Origin of the sequence: Rhizobium sp. TAL182 (assembly GCF_002117725.1) — a bacterium.
GTDB lineage: Bacteria > Pseudomonadota > Alphaproteobacteria > Rhizobiales > Rhizobiaceae > Rhizobium > Rhizobium esperanzae.
This window is the reverse complement of sequence record NZ_CP021024.1, coordinates 2,678,282-2,694,369: the sequence shown is the minus strand read 5'-3', so window position 1 is coordinate 2,694,369 and position 16,088 is coordinate 2,678,282. Positions and strand designations below refer to the sequence as shown.

Here is a 16,088-nt window from a genome sequence, read left to right as displayed (position 1 = left end):
GGGAGTGATTGACATTCAATCAAACAAAATGATATGGGGTTAAAGATCAGAAAAATTGAAAGATGCGACGATGAGCCTTCCCTTTCGCCGTCCCATTCCTTTGCTTGACAACGATGTGCTGCGCACCTTCGTCGCCATTGCCGAGACGGGCAATTTTTCCACCGCTGCCGAAGCGGTATTCCGCACGCCTTCGGCGGTTTCCATGCAGATCAAGAAGCTCGAGGAGCAGCTCGGCGCAACGCTGTTTTTACGCGATGCCCGCTCGGTGACGCTGACGCGCCATGGCGAAATGCTGCTTTCCTACGCTCGCAACATTCTGGCGCTGTCGAACGAGGCGGTGTCGCGCTTCATCATGCCGGAATTGACCGGTGTCGTCAGGCTCGGCGCACCGGAGGATATCGGCGAGCGGCTGCTGCCGAGAATCCTCAAGAGTTTTGCCGAAAGTTATCCCGGCATCATGGTCGACGTGACGATCGACATGAGCGTCGGGCTGAAGAAGCGCATGGAGGAGCAGCGGCTCGACCTGGCGCTGATCAACTGCGCGACTCGGCCGTTTCCGACCGGTGGCGAAGTGGTGTTCCGCGAGCGGCTGGTCTGGGCCGGCGCAAGGTGCGGCTCGGCGCATCGGCGCGATCCCCTGCCGATTTCGATCTGGGAGGATGGCTGCATCTGGCGGCAGGAGGCGCTTGCCCAGCTCGAACGCAACAAACGGCCTTATCGCGTCGCCTATCTCAGCGGCCATACGATGGCGCAACGCGCCGCCGTGCTCTCCGATCTCGCCATCGCGCCGCTGCCGCTCTCCTATGTCAGCGAGGACATGACCATCCTCGGCCTGCAGGAAGGACTGCCGGAGCTCGGCTCCTTCGATATCCGCCTGCTGACTGCCTCGCAAATGTCGGGACCGATCGAGACGGTAGCCGACAGCATCCGCAGTGCTTTTGCCGAAAGAGCGAAGGCCGTCGCCGCTTGAGGACGTCCTTCTCCCGCTGAACCTTTTGTTCCCTTGTGCGTTATCGGCGCGGATGGCATGAGTGCCGTTCGGGGTTGATTTCAAACAAGGATATTCGAAATGACGACAACGGCCAAAATTGCCGCAGCCTTCATGGTTCTTCTTGCTCTTTCCTCCTGCGGCAACACAATCCGCGGCATGGGAAAAGACACGGCGAACGCCGTCAACGCCACCCAGGATGCCGGCCGCTCGGTCGACCGGGCTGCGAGGAAGTAATCGGCCGGCCGCTTTGCCGGATTGAACAGGCTATCCGAGGCCGGATCAAGGCACCGCAGGATATGCCTTTTCGAGACCGCCGGATCGGCTCAGACCGGTCCGGAAGGCTTGGTAGGCGGGATGCTGGCTCGATCGGGCGGTTTCCGTCAGCCGTATCTGCAGGCGATGCGGCGCCTGGGTCCCGAGCCACAGTCCAAGATTTTCGAGCTTCAGCGAGTTCAGGAAGCGCGATTCCGCGGCATGATCGAGATGGCGTCGCAGGCCGTCGAGCAGGTTGTCGTCCTGGGCGGCGTTTTCCATGAGCAAGGCCAGATATGACTTGTCCGCTTCCGACAGCGCGGCGAGCTTTTCCGCAACGGTATCGCGGTCGGGGAAGGGAACGTTGCCTGTCATTCGAATCGTCCGGTCGTTGGTGTCATCTGCCGTTATAAGCTCGCTTTGACTTTTTCGGCTACATCGGCCGGCACCCATTTCATCCATAGGTTCTCGTAATTGCGCAGAAAATAGATAGCGGCATTCTCGTTGCTTTCGCGATTTTCATCCTGCCAGGCGAGCACCTGGTTGATCGTCTCATTGTCCCATTTTCGGGTCCTGAGATAGGTCGTGACAGGTCCGGCGCGGCTGGCGAAGGACCTGGTCATCAGCGTGAAGGCGCGCGAGACCGGATAGGAATTGAGCTCAGGCCTGATACAGCCGACAACCGCAGTGCAGCGGTCCCATTCGGCCTTGTTGTGACTGACGCCGAAGCTCAGCCGCGTCATGTCGTATTTGCCGAGGATAGCGGTCGGCGCCCAGTAATAACCGAGCCAGCCGATCTTGTTGTCGAAAGCACGGGCGATCGAGGCGTCGAGCCGCTGGGGACTGCCGGTCTCGACGAGTTCGAAGCCTTTTTTGTCGGCGGCGAGGGCCTTGAAGAGGTTGGTGGTCGATACCTGGCAGCTCCAGTCGGCGGGACAGTTGTAAACCGCGCCTTTCGACGGATCATCCTCGGCTGGAAAGAGCTCGGGGTGCTTCAGCGCGTCCTCGACCGAGCGAATATCGGGATTGGCGTCGGCAATGAATTTCGGGATAAACCAACCCTCGACCGCGCCATCGGCGAGTATCTCGGCGCCCTGCACCAGCCGGCCGGTGTTGATGGCCTGATCGAGCAGCGCCCTGACGGAATTGATCCAGTATTCCGAAGCGATATCGGGGGTGCCTTTCTCATTCATCGAGGCGAAGGTCGGAAGGGTGTCACCGTCGACGATGGTGACGGAGCAGCCATAGCCCTTTTCTAGGATGATCTTGTCGAAGTTTGCGGCAATGCCGGCCGAGGCCCATTTCATCTCGGCGATCGAAGCTTTGCCGCATTCGGCGGCTTCGGCCGGCGCGGTCGCGCTAAAAAGAGCCGCGGCAAAGACGGCAGAAATCAAAAGCGTCTTCATCGTCTTCCCCGAATTGTTCTTAGGCAACGTGCTGCCGGGATTCACCTGGCGGCGATGCCGCAACTGGTTTTTCCCGTTCACGGGCGCCGTCCTACCGGCTCCGGCAACTCGTCGCAGACCAAATTTGGCAATGGCGTATTTTTTTGAAGCCTACGCGTTCGCTCGCAGAAATCAACCGTCTTCCGCTCGTGGTTGCGGTACTAAATTATTGAATTCGAAGAATATAGTTCGTAGCTGAAATTTCCCCGGATCGAAAATGGACGCTGTTTGCGAACGCCGGCGCAATGGTGGCGGAAATTCCGCCGGGCAGATCAAAAAAAGTCGAAATTAACATTTGCGTAAGCCTTCAATAACTCTCCGGTAAGAATGTGCCGTTATCTGTTGGGGCGTGGCGGCAATGACCGCTGCTTCTCCGGTTCAGGTAGTGCGTACCGGAGAAAGCGAGCTTCGCCGCGTAGGGGCGAAGACGCCTGAGTTTTCGGCAAACCGCGCAGAGCCAAGGCCATGCGCGGTTTTCGCGCTTTAACGAGAATATCCGAAGTCTTGACCCGGGATCGGCGGCCATTGTAGGCCTCCGGCTAGTGCATCGGCCCGAAAATCCGAACCGATTTTCGGACGCGCGATGCCCTGAGGAAAGGCGGCCGCCATGGCAAGAGCGATCATGCTGCAGGGAACCGGCTCGGATGTCGGCAAGACGGTGTTGGTGGCTGGTCTCTGCCGGCTGGCGGCCAATGCCGGGCTGACCGTGCGGCCGTTCAAGCCGCAGAATATGTCGAACAACGCGGCGGTCGCCGACGACGGCGGCGAGATCGGCCGGGCGCAATGGCTGCAGTCGCTCGCCGCCCGAACGCCGTCCTCGGTTCATATGAACCCGGTGCTGCTCAAGCCGCAATCGGAAAGCGGCAGCCAGATCATCGTGCAGGGCAGGGTGTTCGGACAGGCGAAGGGGCGGGATTATCAGCGGCTGAAGCCGCAACTGCTCGGCGCCGTACTCGAAAGCTTCGAAAAGGTGTCTGCCGGCGCTGACCTCATCATCGTCGAGGGTGCCGGCTCGCCGGCAGAAATCAATCTCAGGGCCGGCGACATCGCCAATATGGGCTTTGCGACGAAAGCGGGCGTGCCCGTCGTGCTCGTCGGCGATATCGACCGGGGCGGCGTCATCGCCTCGCTGGTCGGCACGAAGGCGATCCTCGACGAGGGCGATCGAGCGATGATCGCGGGCTATCTCATCAACAAATTTCGCGGCGACATCTCGCTGTTCGACGACGGTATCCGCGCCATCGAAGGCTTCACCGGCTGGCCCTGCTTCGGCGTCGTGCCGTGGCTGCCGGCTGCCGCGCGTCTGCCGGCCGAAGATTCGGTCGTGCTCGAGCGGCTGGCGAGGGGCGGTGCCGGGGCGCTGAAGATCGCCGTGCCGGTGCTGCCGCGCATCGCCAATTTCGACGACCTCGATCCGCTGAGGGCGGAGGCGGATGTCGAGCTGGTCTTCGTGCGCTCAGGCGAGCGGCTGCCTGCCGATGCGAGCCTCGTCATTCTTCCAGGGTCGAAATCGACGATAGCGGACCTCGCCGATTTCAGAGTTCAAGGCTGGGACCGCGATCTTGCGGCACATGTCCGGCGCGGCGGGCGGGTGATCGGCATCTGCGGCGGCTATCAAATGCTCGGTCGCATGGTGCATGACCCGCGCGGCATCGAGGGCGGCACGAACGAGACGCCGGGGCTCGGGCTTCTCGACGTCGAAACCGAGATGGCGCCTGAGAAGACCGTGCGCAACAGCCATGCCCGCTCGACCGAATATGACGCGCCGCTTTCCGGCTACCAGATCCATCTCGGCATCACCCGCGGCCCGGATTGTGTCAGGCCTTCCGCGATCGTCGACGGCGCGCCCGATGGAGCGGTTTCGGCGGATGGGCGGATCATGGGCACCTATCTACACGGGCTCTTCGGGAGCGATGCCTATCGCGCCCGGCTGCTGGAAAGCTTCGGGCTTTCCGGCGGACAGGGGAACTACCGTGAGAGCGTGGAGCGGGCGCTTGATGAGGTTGCCGGGGAACTGGAGCGCTGCCTGGATGCGCGGTGGCTGGGTGTATTGCTGGAGGTCGGGAGAATTTGCTGAGCGCAAGGGCAGTGAAGAGTGTGCCGTATGGCCCCCTCATCCGACCCTTCGGGCCACCTTCTCCCCGCTGGGCGAAGAGGGGAGCAAGCCGCCGACCATCGTTTTCCTACCGTAATGGTCTCAAACGGGAGCGAGGCGCTGCCCCGAGTCCCTTCTCCCCGGCGGGGAGAAGATGCCGGCAGGCAGATGAGGGGGCCACACGGCGCATACCTATCTGTATTCTCTATCACACAATTCGCGCGGGAGTAGTATCGCAATGCGAAGCAGGCTAATAAGTAGTGTGTGCGGCTAGGCCCTTTCGGCGCCTGTCCTGTTGTTCCCGGCACCGGCCTCGATGGTGACGCCCATTCCAGGTTTCCCATCCTCATGCGGAGGTTTCCAAAATTAAAGATCATATCCAGTGGGTTATAGAGCAGGGAATCACCAGCGAGCATATCGGCGATCTCGTCGCCGGCCTGTGTGAACGGCTGATCGCGGACGGGTTTCCGATCTGGCGCGCAAGCATCCGCATGCCGTCCCTACATCCGATGTATCGCGGCATCGCGGCCAATTTCATGCGGGGCGGTGAGACTGTTCTCGAGAATGCGGAGCACGGCAGCGAGACCGAGCGCAACTTTGAGAAGACGCCGATATTCTATCTTCTGAACCGCGGTGAGAAGACGGGGCGGTGGAACCTGGCGAAAGGCGAGGGTCTCCACTATGGCGAGCTCTACGAATTTGCGCTTGCCGGTGGCACGGACCATGTGGTCAATCTTTTCGAGTTCCCGAAGGAGGTCGCGCTGCGCGGGCTCGGTTTCTCTCTAACGAGCGATTCTCCGGGCGGATTTTCAGATGATCAGCTGGCGATCATCGATGAACTGTTCCCAGCGCTGGGGCTTGCCGCTTACCGTGTCGCGGTTTCCAAGACCGCGACCGATATCCTCGCCGTCTATACCGGCGCCAGGACGAGCGCGCGCATCCTTGCCGGTGAAACCCGCAGGGGAATGGGCGGCTCCATCGATGCCGCCATCCTGCTTGCCGACCTCCGCAACTTCACGGCGCTGACCGAGGCCTATCAGCCGGGGGAGATCGTCGGCCTTCTCAACGAGCACTTCGAACTGATCGACCGGCACGTCGAGGAGAATTCCGGCGAGATCCTCAAGTTCATGGGCGATAGCGTGCTGGCAATCTTTCCGACGGACACCGAGGATCCGCAAATGGCTTGCAAAGCCGCATTGGCTTCGGCGCAGAACCTGCTGAGGGCAAACGAGGAGCTCAATCGCGAACGGACGCTGAATGGTGGCCCCGATATCGGGATTGATGTCGTCTTGCATCTCGGCGAGGTTTTTTACGGAAATGTCGGTGCCCAAGGCCGGCTGGACTTCACCGTGATCGGCAGGGCCGTCAACGAGGCTTCGCGGCTTGAAAAGCTATGCGGAGCGCTTGAGCAGCCGCTGCTGCTGTCGGAGAGCTTCGCAGCGACCTGCGCCGTGCCCTGCGACTATCTCGGGTCTTTCGAGCTGCGTGGCGTTTCCAAGAGAGTCGACGTCTTCAGGCTTGCCGGCGCCGCTTCTTAAGGCTCGCTCAAATCTCGCCCGACACCTCGCGGCGGCGGCGGTCGAGTTCTTCGCTGTAGCGGCGCAGCGTGTGGCTTTCGCTGAGTTGTCCCACCACCTTGCGCTCGATCAGATTGTTGACGACGGCGAGCGCTTCGCTTTCGCTCTTGTCGAAGATCGCCGCCGCCTGCTTGGCATTCATCTGCGGCTGCAGGAAATCATTGCGGTAGCGGACGAAATCGGCAAGCATCTGGCTCTCGTCCTGGGCGTCGGTCGGGTTGGCGTAGATCTCAGGCACCAGCACGAGACCGGCATATTTGTCGTTCTCCTCGACGAGAATGACGCGTTGGGTTGAGCCGATCGGGAAGGTCTTCTTGAACTCCTCCAGCGAAGTATCAGCCCTTGCCGTTTTCACGTCGGCGCGCATCAGCTTGTTCACCGTCAGATTGCGGATCCAGCCAACGTCGTGGGCGCTGCGGATGCTTTCGCCGCGCAGGTGGAAGCGCCATGTGGCAAAGGAGTAGCCGAAGGTCGAGCGCACGACGAGCGAGGAGGTGATGACGGCGGCAAGAACCAGTGCCGTGATCGGAAAATCACCGGTGATTTCGAGCGCCAGGAAGGTCATCGTCAGCGGCCCGCCAATGACGGCGACCGACAGGGAACTCATCCCGACCACGGCATAAATGACTGGCGTCAATGTCGCATCGGCGAAATAGGGAGCGCAATAAGCAAAGAGCTTGCCGAGCAGGGCGCCCATGAACAGCGAGGCGAAAAACAGCCCGCCCCTGAAACCGGAGCCGATCGAGATCGCCGAGGCAAGGGATTTCAGGAGGAAGAGACCGATCAGCGCCGGGATCGCCACGTCGCGGGACAAGTTGAGATGCAGCGCGCCGTGGCCGGCCGACAGAACCTGGGGGGAGATCATGGCGAGAAGCCCGACGATGATGCCGCCGAGCGCCGGGCGAAAGGGCGGGGCGATCGAGCTCTTGCGCGCCACCTCCTCGATGAAGGCTACGCCCTGCATGAGGAGAATGCCAACGCCGGCGCAGAAGACGCCGAGCAGCAGCGCCGGGATATAATCGGCCGGCACGACCGAGCCGAAGCTGCCGATATCGATGGTGAAATCGCCCTCGGCAAGCAACCTTGCGATGAGGGTTGAAACGAGGGCGGAGACGACGACCGGGGTCAACGACACGATGGTATAGGTGCCGATGATCAGCTCGAAGGCGTAGAAGGCGCCCGTCAGCGGCGCGTTGAAGGCGGCGGCGATGGCGCCGGCCGCGCCGCAACCGACGAGGATGCGCAGGTCCGAGCGGCGCAGCTGCAGCTTGAGGCCGAATTTGGAGGCGATGCCCGCGGCGAGCTGGGTATAGCCGGCCTCCAGGCCGACGGAGGCGCCGAAGCCGTTGGAGATCAGGTTCTGTACGGCAACGATGATGCTATCGGTCAGGGAGAGGCGGCCGCCATGCAGTGCGTTCGCCTCGATCGGGTCGACCATTGGTTTCTTGCGCCGTTTGGCGAGGACCAGGAGCAGTAGGCCGAGCAGGGCGCCACCGATGACGGGGGCGGTGAGCAGCAGCATCTTGTCCTCGATGGCAGACGCGCTCAGCCTGTCGCTGTCGGCGATGCCGAAAACAAGCTGGTGCAGCTGGTTGGAGACATAGCTCATGCCGGTCACGGCAAGGCCCGAAGCGATGCCGACGATGGCGCCTGTCAGCGACAGGCCAACTTCGCTGCGGCGCGTCAGCGCACGCAGCCGCCCCGGATCGAAGAAAACACGCAGCGTTCGCAGGCGCCGCCGATCCAATTTCATAAGCATGGCTAGACAACTAGGCGAGGAGAGGCCGGGTCAAGAGCGGAGGTGCGGTTGCCTTGCAATGCAATTGCGGCGAAAACCCGACCGGCGGGTCAAATATTTATTACGTAAGCATCTGATAAAAGACGATATTTCCGGTAGAGTCAGTGGTGTTGGTTGGCCTTTCGCGCAGCGTTGCGGGAAGGTGTTTGCGAAGGTCGGTTGACTTCACCCGCCGGCTTGCCTAACCATCCGAGGAATAACGGATGGTTCCGGATCGGCATTTCGCCTTCCGGATGAAAAGGGAATGTGACGGGGCGGACCCACATCGGGCGCCTTCATCACAGCCGACCCCGCGACTGTAGAGCGGTCAGGGTCTTCCATCCGGCATCGAAACCTTTCGGCTGGCGGGCTGCAATCGTGCAGGCGGGTGGGATGGGCGACATGCCGGAAAAGCCACTGGAAATGCACGGTGATCAACCGGGGTCGGACGCCTCTATCTCTACGAATCGTCCACCTTTTCACCGAGGCAGCCGGGAAGGCGAGGCAGATCCGCTGGCACGATCAGGGGCGACCGGGCTTCCGGTTCGCCCCTGATCGCCGCCGATAACCGCGAGCCAGAAGACCTACCTTCCGTGCCGGGCGAAAAGCCCAACCCTGGGCAAGAGACCCGCTGCCAGCACGGAGGTTGTTTTGGCTGAGCGAACGAATTCAGTGCCGCCTGCGGTGGTGCGATACAGTGGCCGCGGTGCGGTGATTTCGGCCGCTTATGTCGAGTATGCGGGTGTCACAGCCTCGACGGCTAACGGCCACATCTTCTCTCCGAAGGCCGCTTCAGTATGACCACCACCCTCATCCTCGGCGGCGCACGCTCCGGCAAATCCCGTTTTGCCGAAAATCTCGTTATGGCAAGCGGCCTCGAGCGCCACTACCTCGCCACCGGCCGTGCCTGGGACGAGGAGATGCGGACGCGTATTGCCCAGCACAAGGCCGATCGCGGCCCCTCCTGGACGACGCATGAGGAGCCCCTCGATCTCGTCGAGAAGCTTACCGCCATCGACGGCGAGAGGCGCATTGTGCTGATCGACTGCCTGACGCTCTGGGTGACCAATCTGATAATGGAGGAGCGAGATATCCCAGCGGAGTTTACGGCGCTCGCCGATTTCCTGCCTAGCACCAGGGCGCGGATCGTCGTTGTTTCCAACGAGGTTGGCCTCGGCATCGTGCCTGACAATCGAATGGCGCGCGATTTTCGCGATCATGCCGGACGGCTGCACCAAATAATCGCGGCGAAGGCCGACGAAGTCTATTTCATCGCGGCCGGTCTGCCGTTGAAAATGAAGGGTTGAAGTTCCATGAACCAGCAGAAAATCCCCGCAACCGTCATCACCGGCTTCCTCGGCGCCGGCAAGACGACGATGATCCGCAACCTGCTCACCAATGCCGGCGGCAAAAAGATTGCGCTTATCATCAACGAGTTCGGCGATCTCGGTGTCGATGGCGAGGTGCTGAAGGGCTGCGGCGCGGAGAATTGCAGCGAGGACGATATCATCGAACTCACCAATGGCTGCATCTGCTGCACCGTCGCCGACGATTTCATCCCAACGATGACGAAGCTTCTGGAGCGCGAACAGCGGCCCGACCATATCGTCATCGAAACCTCCGGCCTCGCCCTGCCGCAGCCGCTGGTCGCCGCCTTCAACTGGCCTGATATCCGCACCCAGGTGACCGTCGACGGCGTCATTACGGTGGTCGACAGCGCGGCCGTTGCTGCCGGTCGTTTCGCCGACGACCATGATGCGGTCGAGGCGGCGCGTAGCGAAGACGACTCGCTCGATCATGAGAGCCCGATCGAGGAGCTGTTCGAAGACCAGCTCACATGCGCCGATCTCATCGTGCTCAACAAGACCGACCTGATCGATGGCGATGGCCTGGGCCGCGTGAAGAGCGAAGTTGCCTCCCGCGTCGCCCGCAAGCCGGTCATGATCGAGGCCAGGAATGGCGGGGTGCCGGCCGGCGTGTTGCTCGGCCTCGGCATCGGCACGGAAGACGATATCGCCAACCGCAAGTCCCATCACGAGCTGGAGCACGAGGAAGGGACGCCGCACGACCACGACGAATTCGACAGCTTCGTTGTCGAACTCGGCGCCGTTTCCGATCCGACAGGCTTTGTCGAGAAGCTGAAGGGCATCATCGCTGAGCATGACGTGCTGCGCCTCAAGGGCTTCATCGACGTTTCGAACAAGCCAATGCGCCTGCAGTTGCAGGCCGTCGGCAGCCGCATCGACCAGTATTTCGACCGCGCCTGGGCAGCGGGCGAGGCGCGCCGCACGCGCCTTGTCGTCATCGGCTTGCACGAAATGAACCAGGACGCGGTGCGCAAGGCGATCGAAGCGCTCATTCAGGGATAATCGATGCATCTGCTTCTGGCCCAGCAGGGAACGATCAGCGACGGCGAGGAGGCGATCGACCTCGGCCAGTCGCCGGGCGATATCCTGTTCCTGTCGGCTGCCGACACCGAGCTTGCCGCGATCGCGGCCGCCTATCGCGAGTGTGAGGGGATGTCGCATTCGCTGAGGCTCGCGAACCTGATGAACCTCAAGCATCCGATGTCGGTCGATACCTATGTCGAGCGAACGGCCCGGCACGCCAAGCTGATCGTCGTGCGTGCGCTCGGCGGCGCCAGCTATTTCCATTATACGCTGGAGGCGCTGCACGCCGTTGCCGCCCGCAACGGGGCACTGATTGCGGTATTGCCTGGCGATGCCAAGCCGGATGCCGGGCTGGTTCCTTTCTCCAATGTTGACCTCGACGATCTCAACGCGCTCTGGGCCTATCTGATCGAAGGCGGCGACGCCAATGCGCGGGATTTTCTCACTTATGCATCGGCGATGCTGTCAGGGGCGGAGAAGCCGGCGCCGGCCGCGCCTTTGATGAAGGCTGGCATCTGGTGGCCGGGGCGGGGGCTGGTTGGAACTGAGGAGTGGAAGAGGCTGGTTTCTGGCACTTCTGCGGAAACACCCCCCTCTGCCCTGCCGGAGACCTCCCCCACAGGGGGGGAGATCGGCAAGGAGCGAGACCGTCGCCCTACATCAGTTGTTTGGAGAAGCCCCGTCGGCGACTCGATCTCCCCCCTTGTGGGGGAGATGCCCGGCAGGGCAGAGGGGGGTACCGCACGCGCGGACGAAGATAAGGGCGAACATTCGACGGAAAAGGTGGATACCGAACTTACGATCCGCTCTATCGTCGCCATCGCGTTCTACCGCGCCCTCGTCCAAAGTGGAGAAACCCGACCCATCGAAGCCCTGATCGAGGCGTTGCAAGCACAGGGCCTGCACCCGCTGCCGGTCTTCGCCTATAGCCTCAAAGACCCCGTCTCCAAAGGAATCCTCGAATCCATCTTCGCCGACCTCAAGCCCCATGTCGTCATCAACACCACAGGCTTTGCCGTCTCCGCCCCTGGTGCCGATCGCGAGCCGACCGTGCTTGAGGTCAATGACGCCATCGTGCTGCAGGCAATCCTGTCGGCCTCGTCGCGGGACGCCTGGGAGGCTTCGTCTCAAGGTCTGTCGGCGCGCGACCTCGGCATGAATGTGGCGCTGCCCGAAGTCGACGGGCGCGTATTGGCGCGGGCGGTGTCCTTCAAGACGGCGGCGCGTTACGACACGGCTGTCGAGGCGAACATCGTCGCCAGCCTGCCCGATGCCGGTCGAGTGCGCTACACGGCGGAGCTCGCCGCCAACTGGGCGCGGCTGCGCGGGACGCCCGCCAATAGGAGGCGCATCGCCCTCGTTATGGCGAATTATCCGAACCGCGACGGCCGGCTCGGCAACGGCGTCGGGCTCGACACGCCGGCCGGCAGCATCGAGGTGCTTCGGGCGATGGCGGGTGCGAATTATCCGGTCGCCGATGTTCCGGCCGACGGCGACGCGCTGATCCGCCATCTGATGGAGGGGCCTACCAATTCCGGGCATGACGGCCGGGTCATCCGCGAGGCTCTTTCGCTCAGTCGCTACAAAAACTTCCTGGAATCTCTTCCCAAAAAGATTCAGGATGAGGTGAGGGCGCGCTGGGGTGAGCCGGAGAACGACCCCTATTTTCGCGACGGCGTCTTCGCCCTGCCTTTCGCCCGCTTCGGCAGCGTCCTGGTCGGCATCCAGCCGCCGCGCGGCTACAATATCGATCCGAAGGAGAGCTATCATTCGCCGGCTCTCGTGCCGCCGCATGGCTATATTGCCTTTTATGCTTTCCTGCGGCGCGAATTTGGCGCCGACGCCGTTATCCACATGGGCAAGCACGGCAATCTCGAATGGCTGCCGGGCAAGGCGCTGGCGCTGTCGGAGACGTGTTATCCGGAAGCGATCCTCGGGCCGTTGCCGCATCTCTACCCCTTCATCGTCAATGATCCGGGCGAGGGCACGCAGGCCAAGCGCCGCACCGCCGCCGTCATCATCGACCACCTGACGCCGCCGTTGACGCGGGCCGAAAGCTACGGGCCGCTCAAGGATCTGGAGGCGCTAGTCGACGAATATTACCAGGCCGCTGGCGGCGACCCTCGCCGTATCCGGCTGCTCAGCCGCCAGATCCTCGATCTCGTCACCGATATCGGGCTGGATCGGGATGCGGGGATTGCGAAAGGCGAGAGCGAAGGTGAGGCGCTGAAGAAGCTTGATGCCTATCTCTGCGATCTGAAGGAGATGCAGATCCGTGATGGGCTGCACGTGTTCGGCGTGTCGCCGGAGGGGCGGCTGCTGACGGACTTGACCGTGGCGCTGGCGCGGGTGCCGCGCGGGCTCGGCGAGGGTGGGGATGCGAGTCTGCAGCGGGCGATTGCTGGGGATGCTGTGAGAAACCCCTTCCCAACCCCTCCCCACAAGGGGGAGGGACTTACCGCTGCGCCCGCGACAATCTCTGCGCTCAAAGATGATGTGGAGGCGGTGCGTCCAGCAAGCCCCTCCCACCTGTGGGGAGGGGTTGGGGAGGGGTCTGTCTTCGACCCACTCGACTGCGACATGGCTGCCCCTTGGGTCGGGCCACGCCCGGCTGTCCTCGCAGATATCCTCGACGCCCCATGGCGCAGCAACGGTGACACCGTCGAGCGCATTGAACTGCTCGCCGCCAAGCTCGTTTCCGGTGAAATGGGGTGCCCACCCCTCTGGTCCCAAACCAGATCGGTGCTCTCCGAGATTGAAACTCATCTCAAACCCTCCATCCTCGCCTGCGGCCGCGCCGAGATCGATGGGCTGCTCAAAGGCCTCGACGGTCGCTTCGTCGCCCCCGGACCCTCCGGCGCCCCGACTCGCGGCCGACCCGACGTGCTGCCGACAGGCCGCAATTTCTATTCGGTCGACAGCCGCGCCGTGCCGACGCCGGCCGCCTACGAACTGGGCAAGAAGTCGGCCGAACTACTGGTGCGCCGCTATGTTCAGGATCACGGCGAGTGGCCGGTCTCTTTCGGGCTGACGGCCTGGGGCACGTCGAACATGCGCACCGGCGGTGACGATCTCGCTCAGGCGCTAGCGCTGATCGGCGTCAAGCCGCTCTGGGACATGAGTTCGCGCCGCGTCACCGGCTATGAGATCATATCGCAAGCAGTGCTCGGGCGGCCGCGCGTCGATGTGACGCTCCGGATTTCCGGCTTCTTCCGCGACGCCTTTCCCGAACAGATCGCCCTGTTCGACAAGGCGATCCGGGCAGTCGGCGCGCTGGAAGAGGATGCGGCTGACAATCCGATTGCCGGGCGTATGCGCGGCGAGACGGCGCGGCTCGCTGCGGCTGGGCTCGATGAGAAGACGGCGGCGAAGCGGGCGGGCTATCGCATCTTCGGCTCGAAGCCTGGCGCCTACGGCGCGGGCCTGCAGGCACTGATCGATGAAAAGGGCTGGGAGCGGCGTGCCGATCTTGCCGAGGCCTATCTCGTCTGGGGAAGTTATGTCTATGGCGCCGGCGAGGAAGGCAGGGCCGAACGCGGCCTGTTCGAGGAGCGGCTGCGCTCGGTGCAGGCCGTCATTCAGAACCAGGACAATCGCGAGCATGACCTGCTCGACAGTGACGACTACTACCAGTTCGAGGGCGGCATGGCGGCGGCGGCCGAGCAGCTCGCCGGTACACGCCCCGCCATCTATCATAACGATCATTCCAGGCCCGAACGACCTTTGATCCGCTCGCTCGAGGAGGAAATCGGCCGCGTCGTGCGCGGGCGCGCGGTCAATCCGAAATGGATATCGGGCGTCATGCGCCATGGCTACAAGGGTGCGGCCGAGATCGCCGCCACCGTCGATTATCTCTTCGCCTTCGCGGCGACGACGGGCGCGGTCGGCGCGCATCATTTCGAGGCGGTCTATCGGGCCTTCGTCGCTGATCCGGGCGTGCGTGGCTTCATGATCGAGAAGAACCCGGCGGCATTCGATGAGATGAGAGAGCGACTGCGCGAGGCGATCGATCGCGGGCTCTGGACGCCGCGCAGCAATTCGGCCCGGTTCGACCTGGCCGCTACGAAACTGAATGAGGTGCACTGATGAGCGACGAGATCCCAGAAAACGAATCGGCCAAGGATGATGCGCGCCACGCCGAGAAGATGGCGAAGAAGAAGGCTGCGCGCGACAAGATCATGGCGACCAAGACGGACGGCAAGGGCCTGATCATCGTCCACACCGGCAAGGGCAAGGGCAAATCGTCGGCTGCCTTCGGCATGATCTTCCGTCACATCGCCCACGGCAAGCCGTCGGCCGTCGTGCAGTTCATCAAGGGCGCGATGTGGACCGGCGAGCGTGATCTGATCGAAAAATATTTTTCCGATCTCTGCCAGTTCCACACCATGGGCGAGGGCTTCACCTGGGAAACGCAGGACCGGGCCCGCGACATCGCCGCCGCCTCGGCGGCCTGGGAAAAGGCCAAGGAACTGATCCGCGACGAACGCAATTCCATGGTGCTGCTCGACGAGATCAACATTGCGCTCCGCTACGATTATCTCGATGTCAACGACGTCGTCGCCTTCCTGAAGAATGAGAAGCCCGCCATGACTCATGTCGTGCTGACAGGGCGCAACGCCAAGGAAGAGCTGATCGAGATCGCCGATCTGGTGACGGAGATGGAACTCGTCAAACATCCCTTCCGCTCCGGCATCAAAGGGCAGCCGGGTGTGGAGTTCTAATTGCGGCTAAACGCCGAGCCAGAGCCGCAGCGGATTTGCGGGATCGGCGAGCAGCTTAACCGCCAAGGCGACGCAGACGATCACGAGCAGCGGCTTGATCAGCTTTGCGCCGATGCGCATTGCAAGCCGTGAGCCCACTTGTGCGCCGAGGAATTGGCAGACGCCCATCAGCAGGCCGATTTTCCAGAGGATCGCGCCAAAGCTTGCAAAGACGATCAGTGCGCCGAAATTCGAACCGAAATTCAAAAGTTTGGTGTGGGCCGTCGCCTTCAGCACGCCGAAGCCGGCGAGGGTGACGAAGGCGAGCATGAAGAAAGAGCCGGTGCCAGGGCCGAAGACGCCGTCGTAGAAGCCGATGGCCGGCACAAGCGTCAAGCCGAAGGCGAAGGGCGTGATGAGACGGTGTCTGTCGAGGTCGTTGAGATTAGGCTTGACGGCAAAGAAGATCGCGATTGCCAGCAGCAGCACAGGCATGATCGCTTGAAGCACCTGTCCTGGTACGATCGTCGCAAGGGCGGCGCCGAGTGCCCCGCCCATGAGCGCCATCAGCGCCATCGGCAGCTGTTCGGAAAGCTCCACATGGCCCTTGCGGGCGTAGGCGAGCGTCGCGGAAGCGGCACCGAAGATCGATTGCACCTTGTTGGTTCCGAGCGTCTGCAGCGGCGGGATGCCGGCGATCAACATGGCGGGAACGGTGATGAGACCGCCGCCGCCGGCAATGGCATCGACGAAACCGGCAAAGAAGGCAGCCGCGCAGAGCAGCAGAAGCAGATGGAGGGCAATGTCAGGCAAGATGCTATTCCAAAAAGGCTTTCAGCCGGTCTTGTTGCATTTCCCTCT

Annotated in this window: 12 protein-coding genes and 1 riboswitch; of the genes, 8 read left to right on the top strand and 4 right to left on the bottom strand. The window is 62.4% G+C overall.

The window, feature by feature from the left end; genetic code table 11:
- The first annotated feature begins 70 nt into the window (after nt 1-70).
- Nucleotides 71-970 carry a LysR family transcriptional regulator gene (locus Tal182_RS13515; protein WP_064691940.1) on the top strand — a complete coding sequence of 300 codons (900 nt, stop codon included), beginning with the start codon at nt 71-73 and terminating at the stop codon, nt 968-970.
- Nucleotides 971-1,069: 99 nt separating this feature from the next.
- Complete coding sequence (locus Tal182_RS13510) at nt 1,070-1,225, top strand: entericidin A/B family lipoprotein (RefSeq protein ID WP_011425752.1); 156 nt, start codon at nt 1,070-1,072, stop codon at nt 1,223-1,225.
- Between the two features lie 45 nt (nt 1,226-1,270).
- Here Tal182_RS13510 and Tal182_RS13505 read toward each other — a convergent pair whose 3' ends face one another.
- A complete protein-coding gene (locus Tal182_RS13505; RefSeq protein ID WP_064803224.1) occupies nt 1,271-1,618 on the bottom strand; it encodes a hypothetical protein in 348 nt (115 codons plus the stop codon).
- Between the two features lie 32 nt (nt 1,619-1,650).
- Nucleotides 1,651-2,649 carry a glycine betaine ABC transporter substrate-binding protein gene (locus Tal182_RS13500; RefSeq protein ID WP_085860928.1) on the bottom strand — a complete coding sequence of 333 codons (999 nt, stop codon included), beginning with the start codon at nt 2,647-2,649 and terminating at the stop codon, nt 1,651-1,653.
- A gap of 646 nt (nt 2,650-3,295) precedes the next feature.
- On the opposite strand from Tal182_RS13500, the gene Tal182_RS13495 reads away from it, so the two are divergent.
- Both Tal182_RS13495 and Tal182_RS13490 read left to right on the top strand, forming a co-directional pair.
- Nucleotides 3,296-4,765, top strand: a complete 1,470-nt coding sequence (locus Tal182_RS13495; RefSeq protein WP_085859739.1) for a cobyric acid synthase — start codon at nt 3,296-3,298, stop codon at nt 4,763-4,765.
- Between the two features lie 383 nt (nt 4,766-5,148).
- The gene (locus Tal182_RS13490; protein WP_348627710.1) at nt 5,149-6,321 is read left to right on the top strand and encodes an adenylate/guanylate cyclase domain-containing protein; all 1,173 of its coding nucleotides are present in this window, start codon (nt 5,149-5,151) and stop codon (nt 6,319-6,321) included.
- Between the two features lie 7 nt (nt 6,322-6,328).
- On the opposite strand, the gene Tal182_RS13485 is transcribed toward Tal182_RS13490, so the two are convergent.
- Nucleotides 6,329-8,119, bottom strand: a complete 1,791-nt coding sequence (locus tag Tal182_RS13485) for a chloride channel protein (protein WP_085859737.1) — start codon at nt 8,117-8,119, stop codon at nt 6,329-6,331.
- A gap of 226 nt (nt 8,120-8,345) precedes the next feature.
- Nucleotides 8,346-8,744, top strand: a riboswitch (cobalamin riboswitch).
- A 190-nt stretch (nt 8,745-8,934) separates the two neighbouring features.
- Between Tal182_RS13485 and cobU the strand changes: the two genes are divergently transcribed.
- The 4 genes from cobU to cobO are packed head-to-tail and all read left to right on the top strand — an operon-like array spanning nt 8,935 to nt 15,248.
- Complete coding sequence (cobU, locus tag Tal182_RS13480) at nt 8,935-9,444, top strand: bifunctional adenosylcobinamide kinase/adenosylcobinamide-phosphate guanylyltransferase (RefSeq protein WP_085859736.1); 510 nt, start codon at nt 8,935-8,937, stop codon at nt 9,442-9,444.
- 6 nt (nt 9,445-9,450) lie between these two features.
- Nucleotides 9,451-10,506: a cobalamin biosynthesis protein CobW gene (gene cobW / locus Tal182_RS13475; protein ID WP_085859735.1), complete on the top strand. Its 1,056-nt coding sequence runs from the start codon at nt 9,451-9,453 to the stop codon at nt 10,504-10,506.
- A 3-nt stretch (nt 10,507-10,509) separates the two neighbouring features.
- Nucleotides 10,510-14,613 (top strand): cobaltochelatase subunit CobN, encoded by a 4,104-nt coding sequence (cobN, locus tag Tal182_RS13470; protein WP_085859734.1) that lies wholly within the window; start codon nt 10,510-10,512, stop codon nt 14,611-14,613.
- Nucleotides 14,613-15,248, top strand: coding sequence for a cob(I)yrinic acid a,c-diamide adenosyltransferase (cobO, locus tag Tal182_RS13465; protein ID WP_085859733.1), 636 nt, complete (start codon nt 14,613-14,615; stop codon nt 15,246-15,248). Before cobN ends, cobO begins: the two co-directional genes overlap by 1 nt.
- 6 nt (nt 15,249-15,254) lie before the next feature.
- On the opposite strand, the gene Tal182_RS13460 is transcribed toward cobO, so the two are convergent.
- Entirely contained in the window at nt 15,255-16,040 is a 786-nt protein-coding gene (locus Tal182_RS13460) for a TSUP family transporter (protein WP_064803212.1), read from the bottom strand.
- Nucleotides 16,041-16,088: the final 48 nt, after the last annotated feature.

What these genes read in the sequence shown, in the direction of transcription:
- Tal182_RS13515 (WP_064691940.1), top strand. Translation starts at nt 71, where the DNA reads ATGAGCCTTCCCTTTCGCCGTCCCATTCCTTTGCTTGACAACGATGTG.
- Tal182_RS13510 (WP_011425752.1), top strand. Translation starts at nt 1,070, where the DNA reads ATGACGACAACGGCCAAAATTGCCGCAGCCTTCATGGTTCTTCTTGCT.
- Tal182_RS13505 (WP_064803224.1), bottom strand. Translation starts at nt 1,618, where the DNA reads ATGACAGGCAACGTTCCCTTCCCCGACCGCGATACCGTTGCGGAAAAG.
- Tal182_RS13500 (WP_085860928.1), bottom strand. Translation starts at nt 2,649, where the DNA reads ATGAAGACGCTTTTGATTTCTGCCGTCTTTGCCGCGGCTCTTTTTAGC.
- Tal182_RS13495 (WP_085859739.1), top strand. Translation starts at nt 3,296, where the DNA reads ATGGCAAGAGCGATCATGCTGCAGGGAACCGGCTCGGATGTCGGCAAG.
- Tal182_RS13485 (WP_085859737.1), bottom strand. Translation starts at nt 8,119, where the DNA reads ATGCTTATGAAATTGGATCGGCGGCGCCTGCGAACGCTGCGTGTTTTC.
- cobU (WP_085859736.1), top strand. Translation starts at nt 8,935, where the DNA reads ATGACCACCACCCTCATCCTCGGCGGCGCACGCTCCGGCAAATCCCGT.
- cobW (WP_085859735.1), top strand. Translation starts at nt 9,451, where the DNA reads ATGAACCAGCAGAAAATCCCCGCAACCGTCATCACCGGCTTCCTCGGC.
- cobN (WP_085859734.1), top strand. Translation starts at nt 10,510, where the DNA reads ATGCATCTGCTTCTGGCCCAGCAGGGAACGATCAGCGACGGCGAGGAG.
- cobO (WP_085859733.1), top strand. Translation starts at nt 14,613, where the DNA reads ATGAGCGACGAGATCCCAGAAAACGAATCGGCCAAGGATGATGCGCGC.